General features: G+C 71.5%; 13 protein-coding genes and 1 pseudogene. 4 read left to right on the top strand and 10 right to left on the bottom strand.

What is annotated here, in order from left to right; translation table 11 throughout:
• The first annotated feature begins 40 nt into the window (after positions 1-40).
• Positions 41-1,966 carry a glycoside hydrolase family 5 protein gene (locus OHS70_RS31175; RefSeq protein ID WP_328406040.1) on the top strand — a complete coding sequence of 642 codons (1,926 nt, stop codon included), beginning with the start codon at positions 41-43 and terminating at the stop codon, positions 1,964-1,966.
• A gap of 102 nt (positions 1,967-2,068) precedes the next feature.
• Here the strand turns inward: OHS70_RS31175 and katG are convergent, their stop codons facing one another.
• Positions 2,069-4,300: a catalase/peroxidase HPI gene (gene katG, locus OHS70_RS31170; RefSeq protein WP_328402898.1), complete on the bottom strand. Its 2,232-nt coding sequence runs from the start codon at positions 4,298-4,300 to the stop codon at positions 2,069-2,071.
• Between the two features lie 448 nt (positions 4,301-4,748).
• Between katG and OHS70_RS31165 the strand changes: the two genes are divergently transcribed.
• Together OHS70_RS31165 and OHS70_RS31160 are read left to right on the top strand one after the other, a co-directional pair.
• Entirely contained in the window at positions 4,749-5,159 is a 411-nt protein-coding gene (locus OHS70_RS31165) for a Fur family transcriptional regulator (protein WP_328402896.1), read from the top strand.
• Positions 5,160-5,284: 125 nt separating this feature from the next.
• The gene (locus OHS70_RS31160; RefSeq protein WP_328402894.1) at positions 5,285-5,647 is read left to right on the top strand and encodes a hypothetical protein; all 363 of its coding nucleotides are present in this window, start codon (positions 5,285-5,287) and stop codon (positions 5,645-5,647) included.
• A gap of 181 nt (positions 5,648-5,828) precedes the next feature.
• On the opposite strand, the gene OHS70_RS31155 is transcribed toward OHS70_RS31160, so the two are convergent.
• Together OHS70_RS31155 and fmt are read right to left on the bottom strand one after the other, a co-directional pair.
• Positions 5,829-7,268 (bottom strand): RsmB/NOP family class I SAM-dependent RNA methyltransferase, encoded by a 1,440-nt coding sequence (locus tag OHS70_RS31155; protein WP_328402892.1) that lies wholly within the window; start codon positions 7,266-7,268, stop codon positions 5,829-5,831.
• A gap of 82 nt (positions 7,269-7,350) precedes the next feature.
• Positions 7,351-8,295, bottom strand: a complete 945-nt coding sequence (gene fmt / locus OHS70_RS31150) for a methionyl-tRNA formyltransferase (RefSeq protein WP_328402890.1) — start codon at positions 8,293-8,295, stop codon at positions 7,351-7,353.
• A 320-nt stretch (positions 8,296-8,615) separates the two neighbouring features.
• Between fmt and OHS70_RS31145 the strand changes: the two genes are divergently transcribed.
• Positions 8,616-9,170, top strand: a complete 555-nt coding sequence (locus OHS70_RS31145; protein ID WP_328402888.1) for a hypothetical protein — start codon at positions 8,616-8,618, stop codon at positions 9,168-9,170.
• Between the two features lie 457 nt (positions 9,171-9,627).
• On the opposite strand, the gene OHS70_RS31140 is transcribed toward OHS70_RS31145, so the two are convergent.
• From OHS70_RS31140 to OHS70_RS31110, 7 genes and pseudogenes are all read right to left on the bottom strand, one after another.
• Positions 9,628-11,772, bottom strand: coding sequence for a primosomal protein N' (locus OHS70_RS31140; protein WP_328402886.1), 2,145 nt, complete (start codon positions 11,770-11,772; stop codon positions 9,628-9,630).
• Between the two features lie 120 nt (positions 11,773-11,892).
• Positions 11,893-11,969 (bottom strand): annotated as a pseudogene (locus tag OHS70_RS31135).
• Between the two features lie 203 nt (positions 11,970-12,172).
• Positions 12,173-13,381: a methionine adenosyltransferase gene (gene metK / locus OHS70_RS31130; RefSeq protein ID WP_328402884.1), complete on the bottom strand. Its 1,209-nt coding sequence runs from the start codon at positions 13,379-13,381 to the stop codon at positions 12,173-12,175.
• 240 nt (positions 13,382-13,621) lie between these two features.
• Positions 13,622-14,824, bottom strand: coding sequence for a bifunctional phosphopantothenoylcysteine decarboxylase/phosphopantothenate--cysteine ligase CoaBC (gene coaBC / locus OHS70_RS31125; RefSeq protein ID WP_328402882.1), 1,203 nt, complete (start codon positions 14,822-14,824; stop codon positions 13,622-13,624).
• A gap of 147 nt (positions 14,825-14,971) precedes the next feature.
• The gene (rpoZ, locus tag OHS70_RS31120) at positions 14,972-15,244 is read right to left on the bottom strand and encodes a DNA-directed RNA polymerase subunit omega (RefSeq protein ID WP_005319902.1); all 273 of its coding nucleotides are present in this window, start codon (positions 15,242-15,244) and stop codon (positions 14,972-14,974) included.
• A 44-nt stretch (positions 15,245-15,288) separates the two neighbouring features.
• A complete protein-coding gene (gmk, locus tag OHS70_RS31115) occupies positions 15,289-15,852 on the bottom strand; it encodes a guanylate kinase (protein ID WP_328402880.1) in 564 nt (187 codons plus the stop codon).
• Positions 15,853-15,890: 38 nt separating this feature from the next.
• Positions 15,891-16,214: an integration host factor gene (locus OHS70_RS31110; RefSeq protein WP_005319887.1), complete on the bottom strand. Its 324-nt coding sequence runs from the start codon at positions 16,212-16,214 to the stop codon at positions 15,891-15,893.
• Positions 16,215-16,376: the final 162 nt, after the last annotated feature.

The raw sequence follows: 16,376 nt of genomic DNA, 5'->3' as shown, positions 1-16,376 counted from the left end.
CGTGAACAGGTATTTCGTCAGGTGGGCGCCGGCCGCCGTGATGCTGGGCGTCCTGGCGGGCGCTTCGGTCGCGCCTCCGGCAGCAGCCGAGTCGGTGCCCTCTGCCCCCGCGCCTGCCCCCGCCCCCGCGCCTGCCGGGCATGGCACCGAACTCGCCGCCGTCCGGCCGGCGGAGGCATGGACACCTCCCCTGAGCACCCGGGGCCGTTACGTCGTCGACGCCGGCGGCAACCGGTTCAAGCTGAAGTCGGGCAACTGGCACGGGGCGAGCGGCACATGGACCGGTTCGGGCAGCCCCGACGACCCGGCGAACAACCACGCGGGCGAGAAGTCGGACCGTATGCCGCTGGGCCTGGACCGCGCCCCGATGTCCGAGATCGTCGGCGGATTCCGCGAACTCGGTCTCAACAGCGTCCGCCTCCCCTTCTCCAACGAGATGGTCCACGACGCCCGCCCGGTCGCGGACGCCTCGGTGGCGGCCAACCCGGCGCTGAAAGGAAAGACGCCTCTCCAGGTCTACGACGCCGCCGTCAAGGCCCTGACGGACGCGGGCCTCGCGGTGATCCTCAACAACCACACCAACACGACGCGCTGGTGCTGCGGCGTCGACGGCAACGAGCGGTGGAACGCGAGCCGGAGCACCGAGACCTGGGAGAGTGACTGGCTGTTCATGGCCCGCCGCTACCGGGACAACCCCCGGGTCGTCGGCGCCGATCTCTACAACGAGGTACGCCGCTCCGTCCTCGACGACCCCAACTGGGGCCTCGGCGACCGGCACGACTGGTTCGCCGCGTCACAGCATCTGGGAGACCGGATCCTTCAGGAGGCCAATCCAGACCTGCTGGTGATCGTCGAAGGAATCAACTGGACCGGAATTCCGGTGGACGGTCTCCCGCACGAACGGCCCACCCTCGAGCCCGTCCAGCGGCTCTCGCACACCCTCGTGCGATCCGGGAAACTGGTGTACTCGGCCCACTTCTACGACTACACGGGACCGAACCACAGCGGAGCCACCGGCATCGGAGAGACCTCCGACCCCCGCTACCGCGACTTCAGCCGCTCCGAGCTGTACGACGTGCTGCGGCGGCAGGCCTTCTACGTCGCCTCACAAACGGACCGGCACTTCACGGCACCGGTGTGGATCAGCGAGTTCGGCGTCGGCGGCCGGGAGGAGACCGGGGCGAAGCAGCGGGCATGGTTCCGCCACTTCGTCGACTTCCTCATCGAGACGGACGCCGACTTCGCCTACTGGCCGCTCGTCGGCTGGCACAAGGACCGCAAGGGCAACGGCTGGGCGCTGCTGCACTGGGACTCCGCGGGACGCAGGGCCGGCGTCTTCGACGGCGACGACTGGCGCGCCGAGCACTGGACGCGGCTGATCGAAGCACGGGGCCGGACGGGCGAGGTCGCCCCGGCCGACCGCTGGTCGATGCTGAGCCCGGACCACGGGGACTTCGTCCAGTCACTGCGGATGCGCGAAGTGCAGGACTGGGACCACGGCGCGCGGAAGGCGGCGTGCCCGGACGACCAGCGACTTGCCGGGCTCAGCCACTCCGGCAACCGGGGACTGTGCTCCGACGCCGGAGCCCGCGCTCTTCGCGCACCTGGCGGCGCCCATGAGGTGGTCCGCGACGAACGGCACGTCGAGCCCGGCCGCGACTGGGCCTCCGGATACACCAAGCTCCAGTGTCCGCCGCGGCACTTCCTGGTCGGCTACAGCGTGCGCGGGGCCGCCGTGTCCGCCGCCCTGTGCGCCGAGGCGGGCGAACCGCTGGGATCGGCGGGGCGGACCGTATGGTTCGACCGGTCCGACAGCCGCCCGCCGGCGGCAGGCGGAGGCGACTTCGCGTACGGCCACCACAAGGGGCAGTGCGCGAACGACGAGTACGCCGCCGGTATCGCGTACACCGGCCGCCTGGGCTCGTCACGGACCCCGGATGCGCTCCTTTGCCGGAAGCTGCGCTGATGCCGCCACCGCCCCGCCGTACCCGGCGGATCAGGGCGGCGGCAAGGTCCACGGGCTGAGGACGTCCAGGCCGGCCGGCGCGGGCCGGCCTGGACGTCATGATCAGACGAGGTCGAACCGGTCGAGGTTCATCACCTTGTTCCACGCCGCGACGAAGTCGTTCACGAACTTCTCCTTCGCGTCATCGCTCGCGTAGACCTCCGCGAGCGCGCGCAGCTCGGAGTTCGACCCGAAGACGAGGTCGGCCCGGCTGCCGGTCCACTTGACCTCGCCCGTGGCGGCGTCGCGGCCCTCGAACGTGTTCTGGTCCTCGGACGTCGCCTTCCACGTCGTGCCCATGTCGAGCAGGTTGACGAAGAAGTCGTTCGTCAAGGACCCGGGCGTCGTGGTGAGGACGCCGAGCGACGACTCCTGATAGTTCGCGCCCAGGACGCGAAGGCCACCGACGAGGACCGTCAGCTCCGGCGCGCTGAGGGTCAGCAGGTTCGCCTTGTCCAGCAGCAGGTACTCGGCCGGCAGGCGGTTGCCCTTCCCGAGGTAGTTGCGGAACCCGTCGGCGGTCGGCTCGAGCGCGGCGAACGACTCCACGTCGGTCTGCTCCTGCGACGCGTCCACACGCCCCGGCGTGAAGGGGACCTCGACATCGAAGCCGGCGTCCTTGGCGGCCTTCTCGACACCCGCGGCACCGGAGAGCACGACCAGGTCGGCGAGGGAGATCTGCTTGCCGCCGCTCCGGGCGTCGTTGAAGTCCTTCTGGATGGTCTCCAGCGTGCGCAGCACCGCCGCCAGCTCGTCGGGCTCGTTGACCTCCCACCCGCTCTGCGGCTGGAGGCGGATGCGCGCACCGTTGGCGCCGCCGCGCTTGTCGCTGCCACGGAAGGACGAGGCCGACGCCCACGCGGTGGACACGAGCTGGGACACCGACAGGCCCGAGGCGAGGATCCGCTCCTTGAGGGAGGCGATGTCCTCGGAGCCGACGAGCTCGTGCGTCACCGCGGGGAGGGGGTCCTGCCACAGCAGCGTCTCGGCCGGGACCTCCGGGCCGAGGTAGCGCACGATCGGGCCCATGTCGCGGTGGGTCAGCTTGAACCACGCGCGGGCGAAGGCGTCCGCGAACTCGTCGGGGTTCTCGAGGAAGCGCCGCGAGATCTGCTCGTAGGCCGGGTCGAACCGGAGCGAGAGGTCGGTGGTCAGCATCGTCGGGGCGTGGCTCTTCGACGGGTCGTGGGCGTCGGGCACGGTGCCCGTCCCGGCCTCCTCCTTCGGCCTCCACTGGTGCGCACCGGCGGGGCTCTTGAACAGCTCCCACTCGTAGCCGAACAGGATCTCGAAGAAACTGTTGTCCCAGGTGATCGGGGTGTTCGTCCAGATGCCCTCAAGGCCGCTGGTGATCGCGTCGCCACCCTTGCCGGTGCCGAAGGAGTTCCTCCAGCCGAACCCCTGTTCCTCGATCGGGGCGGCCTCGGGGTCGGCGCCTACGCTGTCCGCCGGGCCCGCGCCGTGGGTCTTGCCGAAGGTGTGGCCGCCCGCGATCAGGGCGACCGTCTCCTCGTCGTTCATCGCCATCCGGCGGAACGTCTCGCGGATGTCGCGGGCCGCGGCGAGCGGGTCCGGATTGCCGTTCGGGCCCTCCGGGTTGACGTAGATGAGGCCCATCTGGACCGCGCCGAAGGGATTCTCCAGCTCACGGTCGCCGCTGTAGCGCTCGTCGCCGAGCCAGCTGGTCTCGGGACCCCAGTAGACGTCCTCGTCGGGCTCCCAGACGTCCGCACGACCGCCGCCGAAGCCGAAGGTCTCAAAGCCCATCGACTCCAGGGCGACGTTGCCGGCGAGGATCATGAGGTCGGCCCACGAGAGGTTCTGGCCGTACTTCTTCTTGACCGGCCACAGCAGGCGGCGAGCCTTGTCCAGGTTCCCGTTGTCCGGCCAGCTGTTGAGGGGGGCGAAGCGCTGCTGGCCGGCTCCGGCGCCGCCGCGGCCGTCGCTGATCCGGTAGGTACCCGCGCTGTGCCACGCCATCCGGATCATGAACGGGCCGTAGTGCCCGAAGTCGGCGGGCCACCAGTCCTGCGAGGTCGTCAGCACCTCCGCGATGTCCTGCTTCACCGCCGGGAGGTCGAGGGTCTTGAACGCCTCCGCGTAGTCGAACTCCTCGCCGAGGGGGTTGGCCACGGCAGGGTTCTTGGCAAGGATCTTCAGGTTCAGCCGCTCCGGCCACCACTGGCGGTTTCCGCCGCCCTGAGTCGGGTGCGGGGCGCGCCCGTGCGCGACCGGACAGCCACCTCCACCCTCCGCCTTCGCGTCTACGACGATTGCATCATGGTTCTCAGACATGGGAATCCTTCCGGACCAGACGGATCACGGTGCTCAGAAACTGCGGGCGGTGGAACAGCCGGGGCGCAGGCCCCGGTGGATGACCTCGGCCTCGTCCACGAGAAGTCGTGGTCGCCGACGGCGGCGGGGCAGGGGGGCCTTGCCGAGCGCGCACCCCGGAGGCGATCGCCTCGATGCCGAGGTGTTCACGCCCTGGAAGGTCTCGGGCGGCGGGACACGGACGGCCGTCATACACAGGCCGGCACCGCCCAGCTCCTCGGCGGTAGTCCCGTCACGTCCCTGTCTCCTGCCCCTACTGGAGTCTTCCTGTCCCTTGGCCGGCGCCAAAACCGATCCTACGATGGACAGAGTCCAAGTCAAGAAGCGCGCCAAGCCCATATCCAATCAGAAACCGGACGTCCACCGGTAAACTTCGGGCATCCCACCGAATCTGAATAGGTGAACCGATATGAGTGACCTGCTGGAGCGACTGCGAGGGCGTGGCTGGCGGATGACCTCCCAGCGGCGTGTCGTTGCGGAGGTCCTCGACGGTGACCACGTGCATCTCACGGCCGACGAGGTGCACGCCCGCGCGGCACAGCGGCTGCCCGAGATCTCCCGGGCGACCGTCTACAACGCCCTGGGCGAGCTGGTCTCCCTCGGCGAGGTCATGGAGGTCTCCACCGACGGCCGCGCCAAGCGTTACGACCCCAACGCGCACCGTCCGCACCAGCACCTGGTGTGCTCCCGCTGCGGCACCATCCGCGACGTCCACCCGACCGGCAATCCACTGGCCGATCTCCCGGCGGAGGAACGGTTCGGCTTCACCGTGTCCGACGTCGAGGTCACCTACCGCGGACTGTGCCCCTCCTGCGCCTGACCACAGCGCGTTGCAGAGGGGCAGGCCCCGCTTCCACCGTTGACCTGGTTGCTGAGTACCTCGCATCCGCGACGTGAGTACGCGGACGGATGCGGCGGAACGGGGAGTTGACGTCGGATGGGGGCATGAACACAACGGAGTCCCGGTCGACGCCCGCGACCAAGGAGATGCGCGCCACGGACCGCGCCGGCTTCGGCGGCCGCAGCAGCCGATTCTGGTCCGTCCTGGCCGCCGTGCTCTTCGTGCCTGCGGCGCCGGCCGCGGGCGTGCTGACCCTCGCCTCCGAGCGGGCGGGGCGCTGTATGACGTACGGGGAGCAGTGCGGCTCGCCGCTGCCCGGGTGGCTGTTCGTGTGGGGCGTCGGCCTGGGCGGTGTGGCGTGTGTCGTCGCGCTGGCCGCGCCTGCTGTACGGGTGCGTCGGGTGGCGTTGATCGCGCAACTCCTGGCGGAGTGCGTGGCGCTGATGGTGATCCTCAGCTACGCGTGACACGCGAGCTCGCGGGCCGCGCACCCGCCAGCCGCCGGCGGTGAGCGCTTCAGCAGGCGGGCCTCGCCGGCTGAAGCGCTCCTTCTCAATTCCCGGGGGGGTCGGCTACCTCGCTTCAGTCGGCCCTGTCGCGCTACAGCTCACAACAGTCGGCCCTGTCGCGCTACAGCTCACACCTGGGTCACGCCGTGCGGCGCAGCAGTGCCAGATACATCGCGTCCGTGCCGTGCACATGCGGCCACAGCTGCACGTCCGGTCCGTCGCCGAGCATCGGGACGCCCGGCATCAGCGGGCGGGCGTCGATCCACTCCGCCTCGGCCGGTGCGGCGCCGCCGCGTCCCCGCAGGACGTCGTCGACGACGATCCTGGTCTCCGCGAGATGCGGCGAGCAGGTCGCGTAGCCCACCACGCCGCCCACCCGCACGGCACTCAACGCCTCGCGCAACAGGCCGCGTTGCAGCGGTGCGAAGCCTTCGAGGTCCTCCGGTCGCCGACGCCAGCGGGCCTCCGGGCGGCGGCGCAGCGCGCCGAGGCCCGAGCAGGGGACGTCGACGAGTACGCGGTCGAAGCTGCCGGGGCGCCACGGTGGGCGGGTGCCGTCGGCGGCGATGACCTGGTACGGGCCGGGGTTGCCGGCCAGCGCCCGCTCGACCAGCCGTGCGCGGTGCGGCTGCCGCTCGGAGGCGAGCAGCGCGGCGCCGCGTCCGGCCGCCATCGCCCCGAGCAGGGCCGCCTTGCCGCCCGGCCCCGCGCAGCCGTCGAGCCAGCGCTCGTCCGGACCGTCCAGGGGCGCGTTGGCCAGGGCGATCGCCACGAGCTGGCTCCCCTCGTCCTGGACACCGGCCCGGCCGTCCCGTACCGCCTCGATGGCACCGGGCTCGCCGCCCTCGGCCAGGCGTACCGCGTACGGGGACCAGCGCCCGGGCAGCCCGGAATCCTCGCCGAGCACGTCGAGCAGTTCGTCGGTGGTGGCCCGGCCGGGCCGTGCCACCAGGGTCACCTCGGGCCGCTCGTTGTCCGCCTCCAGGAGGTCCTCGATGCCCGCGCGCCCGCCGCCGAGCGAGTCCCACAGCGCCGAGACGATCCAGCGCGGATGCGAGTGCACGACCGCGAGATGCTCCTCGGCGTCCTCGTCGTACGGCGGCGCGACCCGGTCCAGCCACGTGCCCAGGTCCTCCTGCGCGATCTTCCGCAGCACGGCGTTGACGAACTTCGCCCGGCCGTCGCCCAGCACCACCCGCGCGAGCTCCACGCTCGCCGAGACCGCGGCGTGCGTCGGGATGCGCGTGCCCAGCAGCTGGTGGGCACCGAGTGAGAGGACGTCCAGCACGGGCGGATCGACCTCGCGCAGCGGCCGGTCGATGCATGCCGCGATGATCGCGTCGTACGTGCCCTGGCGGCGCAGCGTCCCGTACACGAGCTCGGTGGCGAGCGCCGCGTCGCGCCCGTCGAAGTCGTCCTTCTCGCGGGCCTTCTTCAGCAGGGGCGGCAGGACGAGGTTCGCGTACGCGTCCCGCTCGTCGACGGCCCGCAGCGCCTCGTAGGCGAGGATCCGCACGGGATCCTTCTGGGGCCGGCGGTACGGCTTGTGCGGGGGACGGCGACGTGCCTGCTCGTTCAAAGGTGCTCCGCTGGTGACATTCGTGCTGATGAATCCGCTGGTACCCGGCGAATGGGGCCGGCTCAGAGAGGCGGGCCCGCTCTCAGCGTACGTCCGTCGTACCGAGCCGCTCGCCCGGGGCGATCCGCACCCCCCGCGCCCAGTCCGCCGCGCGCATCGGCTTCTTGCCCTGCGGCTGGACCCAGAGCAGCTCCACGGCGTGCGATCCGGTGCCGACGTAGACGTTGTTCCTGTGCACGTCGAGCTGGCCGGGAGCGAGATCCGCCCGGTCCGGCAGCGGCAGCAGATTGACCAGCTTGAGCCGCTCGCCCCGGAAGACCGACCATGCGCCGGGCGCGGGCGTGCAGCCCCGGACGACCCGGTCCACGCGCAGCGCCGGAGCCGCCCAGTCCACGTGCGCACTTTCGACCGTGATCTTGGGGGCGTGGGTGACGCCGTCGGCCGGCTGCGGCACCGCCTTCAGCGAGCCGTCCTCGATGCCGTCCATGGTGGCGGCGAGCAGCCCCGCACCGGCGAAAGCGAGCCGGGTGAGCAGATCACCGCTGGTGTCCGTGGGCCGTACGTGCTCGGTGATCACGCCGTAGACCGGTCCCGAGTCCAGCCCCTCCTCGATCAGGAAGGTCGAGGCGCCGGTCATGTCGTCGCCGGCCAGGATGGCGTGCTGCACGGGTGCGGCGCCGCGCCAGGCGGGCAGCAGCGAGAAGTGCAGATTGACCCAGCCGCGTGCCGGGACGTCGAGAGCCACCTTGGGCAACAGCGCGCCGTATGCGACGACCGGGCAGCAGTCGGGGCCGATCTCGCGCAGCCGCGCCAGGAAGTCCTCGTCCCGCGGCCTGGCCGGCTTGAGCACCTCGATCCCGGCTTCCGCGGCCCGCTGGGCGACCGGGCTGGCCACCAGCCTGCGCCCGCGTCCGGCAGGGGCGTCGGGGCGGGTGACGACGGCCGCGACCTCGTGCCGGCCGGAGGCGATCAGGGCGTCCAGGGCGGGCACGGCGACCTCGGGGGTACCTGCGAAGACGAGCTTCATCGGTTGCTGACTGCCTCTCAGACGTGTACGTGCAGGTGACGGCTGTACGTGCGGCTGTCATCAGTACACGCGACATGCGGTTGGCGTGCGGAAGCCCAAGGTGCCGACATGCGGTGTGCGTGCGGTGACGACCAGCACACCAGTCTATGGGCCGTGGCGGCGGGGGCGTACGGACGGCCGCGCGCCCCACTCTGATGCGTACACGCCCCCGAAGCGTGACCAGATCGACGGGTTGAGCGTTGGTCAAGACAGATTGACCCCAAGCGGGCCGCCCTGACGCGGCCCGGCCCCTTTCCAACGCCGGTTCGAGAGGCTTTTCCATGGCCGACCACGCAACCCACGACGCCCAAGCCCGGGCAAGCCTGCACCTTCTGGTGCGGGACATCGAGCGGGTCCGCCGGCAGGTGGACGCACTGCGCACGCTCACCGCCCAGCTGGGCAACGTCTACCGACCGCGCCGCTCCGGCCCCTCCACGGGCTTCGTCGTCTATGGCAGGGCCCCGGCTCCGACCGTCCGTCTCGCACAGGAACTGCGGGACAGCGTCGAGACCCTGGTGACCGCGGCTGTGGACTTCGACCGTTCGCTGGGCTTCTCCTGGGATGCGGTCGGCTCGGCCCTCGGGGTCACGAAGCAGGCCGTGCACCGCAGGTACGGGGCCCGGCGGGCCGCAGCCCAGGCCGGACCGGCCGACGCCGAGGGGACGGGCGACGGCACCACGACCCGTACGCTGCCGAACCCGTCGGGCATGCCGGCGTTGTCCCCGGTGCCCGCCGTACCTGCCGCGCGCTCCATGCCGCCGCAGCCGACGGCGAGCAGCCAGTCGCTCCGGGAGGAGCCGCGCACGAGCACGTTCCCGGGTCCGCGCAACGGCTGACGACCGCGGCGCGACCGAGCAGCCCCGGGGCGCTCCGGGCTTCGTGCCGGGGCCGCTCCTGGCACACGGCCACGAGCCGTTCCCGCAGGAGGCCCGGGAAGCTGGGCGCCAGGGACGGATCGGCACACGTGCCGAGGCACCTCGCAAGGCCCCGGGTTCGCGCCGCAGGCCGCGCTGCCCGGTACGGAAGAAGCACCGGCCGGTGCCCGGGACGGCAGGCACCGGCCTGAGCGCGTCCGCCCGGCGGGTGCCCCGCCTCGACGCCGGATGCGGCGCATCGGCGGACGCCCGAGCCGAAGGGGCTGCGTCCGCCAGGCATCGGGTGCCTCGAACCTGCCGTTACGCACCGGCCGTCACACACCGGGCGAGAAGGGCCGGGCCACACGGGCGGACAGCCCGGCACGGCTCGGGGCCGCACCCGGGCAGGGCCGGCCCGGCGAGGGCGTACGCGCCCGTGTCAGCCGATGTCCGGCGGGTCCACCCTGATCCGTACCGTCTCTGCGCCGCCCCGCGCCAGCCGCGCCGCCTGCGCCGTCTTCAGGGCGGTGGCCAGCGCTGCCCCGCTCCCCGGCGGCACTCTCAGCAGCGCCCGCTCCCACCGCTCCCCCACCGGAGGGTCCTTCGGCCTGCGCGTCCGCCCCGGCTCCGTGACCGGCAGCGGCACAGGCCCCAGCACCTCGGCGTCAGCGGGCAGTTCGGCCGTGACCAGGAACTCGGCAACAGCCTGAGGACTGCCGGTCACCTCGGCCATCCTGGACACCGGCGGAAAGCCCAGCTCGGCCCGCTCGGCCAGTTCGCGCAGGGCGTGCCCGACGGGGTCCCAGCGCACCAGTGCCTGCACCGGCCGCAGCGTCGGCTCCGCCACGACCACGACCGTGCCGCCGTCCTGCTGTCCGCGCACCAACGAACCCGCGGCGATCCAGCGGCGCAGCGCCTCCTCGCCCGCCCGCAGATCGGGCCGGCCAAGCATGGCCCAGCCGTCCAGCAGCAGCGCGGCCGCATAGCCCCCGTCGGCGACCGGTTCGGCGCCCGGTGTGGCCACCACCAGCGCGGGCCGCCCTGGTACGGAGTCGAGCACGTGGTCGCGCCCCGAGGTTCGCACGGGCACGGCGGGGAACGCCCGTCCCAGCTCTTCGGCCGTGCGGCGGGCGCCGACTATCTGCGCCCGCAGCCGCGTGGACCCGCATGCGGCGCAGTGCCACTCCGGCTCGTCGAGTCCGCACCACGCACACCGCAGTTCCCGCTCGTCCGGAGCCTGCAGCGGCCCGGCACAGTGGCGGCACCGCGCGGGCGTCCGGCAGCGCTCACAGGCGAGCCGGGGCACGTACCCCCGCCGGGGCACCTGCACCAGCACGGGCCCGCTCTTCAGCCCGTCCCGCACCGCCTGCCAGGCGAGACTGGGCAGTCTGGCCGCCCGTGCGGCCTCGTCCCTGGCCAGCTCCTGGTCGCCCACGGTCCGCACCAGCGGCGCCGCGGCCCGCACCTGGGCCCGGTCGGCCACCAGCGGCACGGCCCAGCCGCTCTCGACGAGCTGCGCGGCCTCGACCGTGCAGCTCGTACTGCCCAGCAGGAAACCACAGGCGTCGTGCGCCGCACGCAGCTCCAGCACCTCGCGCACATGCGGGAACGGCGCGTTGTCGTCGCTGTGGCTGGAGTCGCCGTCGTCCCATATCGCCACCAGACCGAGGTCCGGTACGGGGGCGAACATGGCGGCCCGCGTTCCCACCACCGCCCGCACCGAGCCCCGGCGCACGGCGAGCCACTGCCGGTAGCGCTGCTCGGGTCCGGACTCCGCGGTGAGCACGGCATGCCGCCCGGCCCCCAGCAGTGCGGTGAGCGCGGCATCCACCCGCGCCGCCCGCCTGCCGTCCGGTACGACGACGAGCGCGCCCCGGCCGGAGGAGAGCGTCGCGGCGACAGCACGCGCCAGCTCGTCCGGCCAGTGCGGCCCGGGCAGCGCGGTCCACACGGCCCGTGGCGTGCCTCGGCCCGACAGCGCCTCCAGGAATGCCGGCCCGCGGCCGTATCTCACCCAGGTGCCCGGGTCGGGCGCAGGGGGCGGCGGCAGGGGCTCTGGTGAGGGCTTGGACTCGGCCCGTCCGTTACGCGGCGGGACGGCGAGCTGCAGCACATCCGCCAGGCTGCCCGCGTACCGGTCGGCGACGGCTCGGGCGAGGGCGAGCATCTGCGGGCTGAGCACCGGCTCGGGCGAGACGACATAGGCGAGCGCGGCGAGCGCTCCGCCGTAGTCCGATTCGGCGCGGCGCTCGATCAGGAACCCGTCGATCAGGCCACCGCCTTCGCGCCGCCCTTCCCGCACCCGGTGCGCTCCCGCCCCGAACCGCACCCGGACCCGCACCCCGGGCTGGGCCGAGGCGTCGAGCTCCTCGGGTACGGCGTAGTCGAAGAACTGGTCGAGATGCAGTGCGCCCTTGTTGACCATCACCCGGGCGACGGGCAGCTCCTTGGCGAGCGGCGCCCCGCGCCAGGTGCGCGGCTTGGCCTTGGGCACCGCGGCCTTGCGCACGGTCTCCCGGATGAGCGCAAGCTGCTCCGGCCCACCGGCGGGGGGCTCTTCGGGCTGCTTGTCGTTGCTGCTCACAGCCACATACCTACCAGACGGGACCGACAGCCCGGCGTGCCCGAGATCGGAGCGGCCGCGGATCGCTCACGCCCTGGCGGGGCGCGTCTGCCTTTGCCCACTCGGCCACACCGGCCCACGGGCCGGCGGCAGGATTCGAACCTGCGAGGGAACACGTCCCGGGAAGTATCCGCTGCCTGCGCACCGGGCACACCGGCGCGTCGGTCTCCCGAGATCACTCAGGCGGCGGAAAGAGGTTCCTTCACGGCGGGACACGTCCCGCTCCAGATGTATCCGTCGCCTTCGCACCGGGAGATCACGAGCGTATCGAGGGCGCGTGCGGACCGTCACACGATTAAGAGGCCTGCGCGCGAGGGCCCCGGACCAGTTGGTCCGGGGCCCTCGTACGAAGCGGTACGGCTCAGAGGCCGGCGGCCTGGCGCAGCGCGTCCACGCGGTCCGTGCGCTCCCAGGTGAAGTCGGAGAGCTCGCGGCCGAAGTGGCCGTACGCCGCGGTCTGGGCGTAGATCGGGCGCAGCAGGTCGAGGTCGCGGATGATCGCGGCCGGACGGAGGTCGAAGACGTCCGCGATGGCCTGCTCGATCCTGTCGACGTCCACCGTCGCGGTGCCGAAGGTCTCCACGAACAGACCCACGGGCTCGGCCTTGCCGATCGCGTACGCGACCTGGACCTCGCAGCGGGCCGCGAGACCGGCGGCCACCACGTTCTTGGCGACCCAGCGCATGGCATAGGCGGCCGAGCGGTCCACCTTGGACGGGTCCTTGCCGGAGAACGCGCCGCCGCCGTGGCGGGCCATGCCGCCGTACGTGTCGATGATGATCTTGCGGCCGGTGAGGCCGGCGTCGCCCATCGGGCCGCCGATCTCGAAGCGGCCGGTCGGGTTGACCAGCAGACGGTAGCCCTCGGTGTCGAGCTTGATGCCGTCGTCGACGAGCTCCTTGAGCACGTACTCGACGACGAACTCGCGGATGTCGGGGGCGAGCAGCGAGTCCAGGTCGATGTCGGAGGCGTGCTGGGAGGAGACGACGACCGTGTCGAGCCGGACGGCCTTCTCGCCGTCGTACTCGATGGTGACCTGGGTCTTGCCGTCGGGGCGCAGGTACGGGATGGTCCCGTTCTTGCGGACCTCGGACAGGCGGCGGGAGAGCCGGTGCGCCAGGTAGATGGGGAGCGGCATCAACTCGGGCGTCTCGTCGCACGCGTAGCCGAACATCAGGCCCTGGTCGCCCGCGCCCTGCCGGTCGAGCTCGTCGTCGTCACCCTCGACCCGGTTCTCGTACGCCGTGTCGACACCCTGGGCGATGTCGGGCGACTGGGCGCCGATGGAGACCGAGACGCCGCAGGACGCGCCGTCGAAGCCCTTCTTCGAGGAGTCGTACCCGATCTCGAGGATCTTGTTCCGCACGAGCGTGGGGATGTCGGCGTACGCCTTGGTGGTGACCTCACCGGCGACATGCACGAGGCCGGTGGTGATGAGGGTCTCCACGGCGACCCGGGAGGTCGGGTCCTCGCGCAGAAGCGCGTCGAGAATGGTGTCGCTGATCTGGTCGGCGATCTTGTCGGGGTGACCCTCGGTCACGGACTCCGAGGTGAAGAGACGGCGGGACACATCGCTCCCTGGGGTTGCAGCGGCTGCTGGCTGATCATTGGCGGACCGGCAGGGGGCTGCGCCCCACGACGTTCCGCGACCAGTTTACGGGTCGCGCTCCGCCACCGGACAACCCGTCTCGCGGCTTGGAAGGGCATCTGCCTGCGGTCCAATGGCAAACGGTACGTGGCCGACGCCGGCTCCGGGAGCAATTCGCCAGTTTTCTCCGAATTTCTTCAGCGCCGGGATGACACCCAGAGTTCATCCGAGCCGTGGTGCGACAAGATCCCAGACCGTGTCGGCAAGTGACTCCTTCGGGCCGTAGGGCACCGGGGTCTCGGCGCCGTCGGCGGCGAGCACGACGGCTTCGTTCTCCTCGGACCCGAAAGTCTTACGCTCGCCCACCTCGTTGACGACGAGCAGATCACAGCCCTTGCGGCGCAGCTTGTCGCGGCCGTTGGCCAGCACGTCGTCGGTCTCGGCGGCGAACCCGACGACGATCTGGCCGGGGTGGGCGCGATCGGCGGAGATCTCGGCGAGGATGTCCGGGTTGCGGACCAGGGCGACGGGCGCGGGCTCCTGCCCGTCCTTCTTCTTGATCTTGCCCTCGGCGTACGCGGCCGGGCGGAAGTCGGCCACCGCCGCGGCCATCACCACGGCATCGGCGTCCGCGGCCGCCTTGAGCACGGCCTCGCGCAGCTGCACGGCGGTTCCGACATGGACGACATCGACGCCCGCCGGGTCCGGGATGCCGGTGTTCGCCTCGATCAGGGTGACGCGCGCGCCACGAGCGGCCGCGGTACGGGCCAGGGCGTAGCCCTGCTTGCCGGAGGAGCGGTTGCCCAGGTACCGGACGGGGTCGAGCGGCTCGCGGGTGCCGCCGGCGCTGACGACCACATGGCGGCCGGCGAGGTCGGGGGCGGTGACGCCGCGGGCGAGGACCCGGCGGCAGACCTCGAACAGCTCGCCCGGCTCGGGAAGCCGGCCCTTGCCGGTGTCGACGCCGGTGAGGCGGCCGCTGGCGGGCTCCACGACCAGGGCGCCGCGCCGGCGCAGCGTGGCGACGTTCTCCTGGGTGGCGGGGTGCTCCCACATCTCGGTGTGCATCGCCGGCGCGAAGACGACCGGACACCGCGCGGTGAGCAGCGTATTCGTCAGCAGGTCGTCAGCGAGGCCGTGAGCGGCCTTGGCCAGCATGTCGGCGGTGGCGGGGGCGACCACGACGAGATCGGCGTCCTGACCGATGCGCACATGCGGGACCTCGTGCACATCGGTCCAGACCTCGGTCGAGACGGGACGGCCGGACAGCGCCGACCAGGTGGCGGCACCGACGAACTGCAGCGCCGACGCGGTCGGGACGACCTGGACGTCATGACCGGACTCGGTCAGCCGCCGCAGCAGCTCGCAGGCCTTGTACGCGGCGATGCCTCCGCTGACACCCAGAACGACCTTCGGCTTGTCCACTGCGTCTCCCCGCACTCGGATGCGTACGACACGTTCCGTACGACTCCATGCTGCATCACCCTGGGGGAAGGCTCCCCGGGACCCCCCGGTACGCACCACAGGCCCGGCGGATGTTCCGCCGGGCCTGTGGTGAAGAACTGTTGACGCCTACTGGGCCGGGCCCTCGATGGCCTCGGAGGTCAGCAGACCCGCGTTGATCTCACGCAGGGCGATCGAGAGCGGCTTCTCGTGGACGTGGGTGTCCACCAGCGGACCGACGTACTCGAGCAGGCCCTCCCCGAGCTGCGAGTAGTACGCATTGATCTGACGCGCGCGCTTGGCCGCGTAGATCACGAGGCTGTACTTCGAGTCAGTGGCCTCGAGCAGCTCGTCGATCGGCGGGTTGATGATGCCCTCGGGCGCAGTGATGGAAGAGGACACGCTCTAGCCTTCCGAAGAACTTGCAAAAAAGATCGGACAAAAGATCAAACAACTGCCATCAAGGCTAGCAGCTCACGGGCTACGTCCTCGACGGAGGTGTTGACCAGGGTCGTATCGAACTCCGATTCGGCGGCGAGCTCCACCTTGGCGGCCGCCAGCCGGCGCTCGATGACCTCGGGGGACTCGGTGCCCCGTCCGGTGAGCCTGCGGACCAGTTCGTCCCAGCTCGGCGGGGCCAGGAAGACCAGCTGGGAGTCCGCCATGGACTCCTTGACCTGCCGGGCACCCTGGAGATCGATCTCCAGCAGCACGGGTTCGCCCGCCTCCAGGCGGTCGAGAACCGCACGGCGCGGCGTGCCGTAGCGGTTGCCCGCGAATTCGGCCCACTCCAGAAGCTCTCCGTTGGCGACGAGCTTGTCGAACTCGTCGTCGGTCACGAAGAAGTACTGGACGCCGTGGCGCTCGCCTGGGCGCGGCTTACGGGTGGTGGCCGACACCGAGAGCCAGACCTCGGGGTGGACCTTGCGCATATGGGCGACGACCGTGCTCTTACCGACCCCGGAGGGGCCGGAGAGCACGGTCAGCCGCGGACGTACCTCTGCTGCCATGCAGCGATTATCCAGGTTCTCGGGAGTGCCCGGGAACGTCAGGCAGCGCCGCCGCCGAACTCGCGCTCGAGGGAGGCGATCTGGTTGGAGCCGAGACCCCGCACGCGGCGGCTCTCGGAGATGCCGAGCCGCTCCATGATCTGCTTGGCGCGGACCTTGCCCACGCCCGGCAGGGACTCGAGCAGGGCGGAGACCTTCATCTTGCCGATGACGTCGTTCTCCTGGCCCTGCTTGATGACCTCGTGGAGCGAGGCGCCGGAGTGCTTGAGTCGATTCTTGACCTCGGCCCGCTCCCGGCGAGCCGCGGCGGCCTTTTCGAGCGCGGCTGCGCGCTGTTCAGGGGTAAGGGGCGGAAGAGCCACGCCTACGTCACCTCGGATGTCGAACTGTCGGATACGGACCGGTGAGGAAGCTGGGTAGCCCCGCACCAGGCGAGCAACGAACAACGCAGATCACCTGCGCTGCACGTTCGCTCTGGTCGGAGACTAGCGGCCATGGCCGCTCTCGTCAGCGAGAACAGACGA

The sequence above is a fragment of the Streptomyces sp. NBC_00390 genome, assembly GCF_036057275.1.
Classification (GTDB): domain Bacteria; phylum Actinomycetota; class Actinomycetes; order Streptomycetales; family Streptomycetaceae; genus Streptomyces.
This window is presented reverse-complemented; position numbering and strand designations above follow the sequence as displayed.

Excerpts from the sequence above, each read along its gene's own strand:
- gmk (WP_328402880.1), bottom strand. The coding sequence starts at position 15,852 with ATGGCAGCAGAGGTACGTCCGCGGCTGACCGTGCTCTCCGGCCCCTCC.
- OHS70_RS31145 (WP_328402888.1), top strand. The coding sequence starts at position 8,616 with ATGGCCGACCACGCAACCCACGACGCCCAAGCCCGGGCAAGCCTGCAC.
- OHS70_RS31175 (WP_328406040.1), top strand. The coding sequence starts at position 41 with ATGCTGGGCGTCCTGGCGGGCGCTTCGGTCGCGCCTCCGGCAGCAGCC.
- OHS70_RS31160 (WP_328402894.1), top strand. The coding sequence starts at position 5,285 with ATGAACACAACGGAGTCCCGGTCGACGCCCGCGACCAAGGAGATGCGC.
- OHS70_RS31165 (WP_328402896.1), top strand. The coding sequence starts at position 4,749 with ATGAGTGACCTGCTGGAGCGACTGCGAGGGCGTGGCTGGCGGATGACC.
- katG (WP_328402898.1), bottom strand. The coding sequence starts at position 4,300 with ATGTCTGAGAACCATGATGCAATCGTCGTAGACGCGAAGGCGGAGGGT.
- fmt (WP_328402890.1), bottom strand. The coding sequence starts at position 8,295 with ATGAAGCTCGTCTTCGCAGGTACCCCCGAGGTCGCCGTGCCCGCCCTG.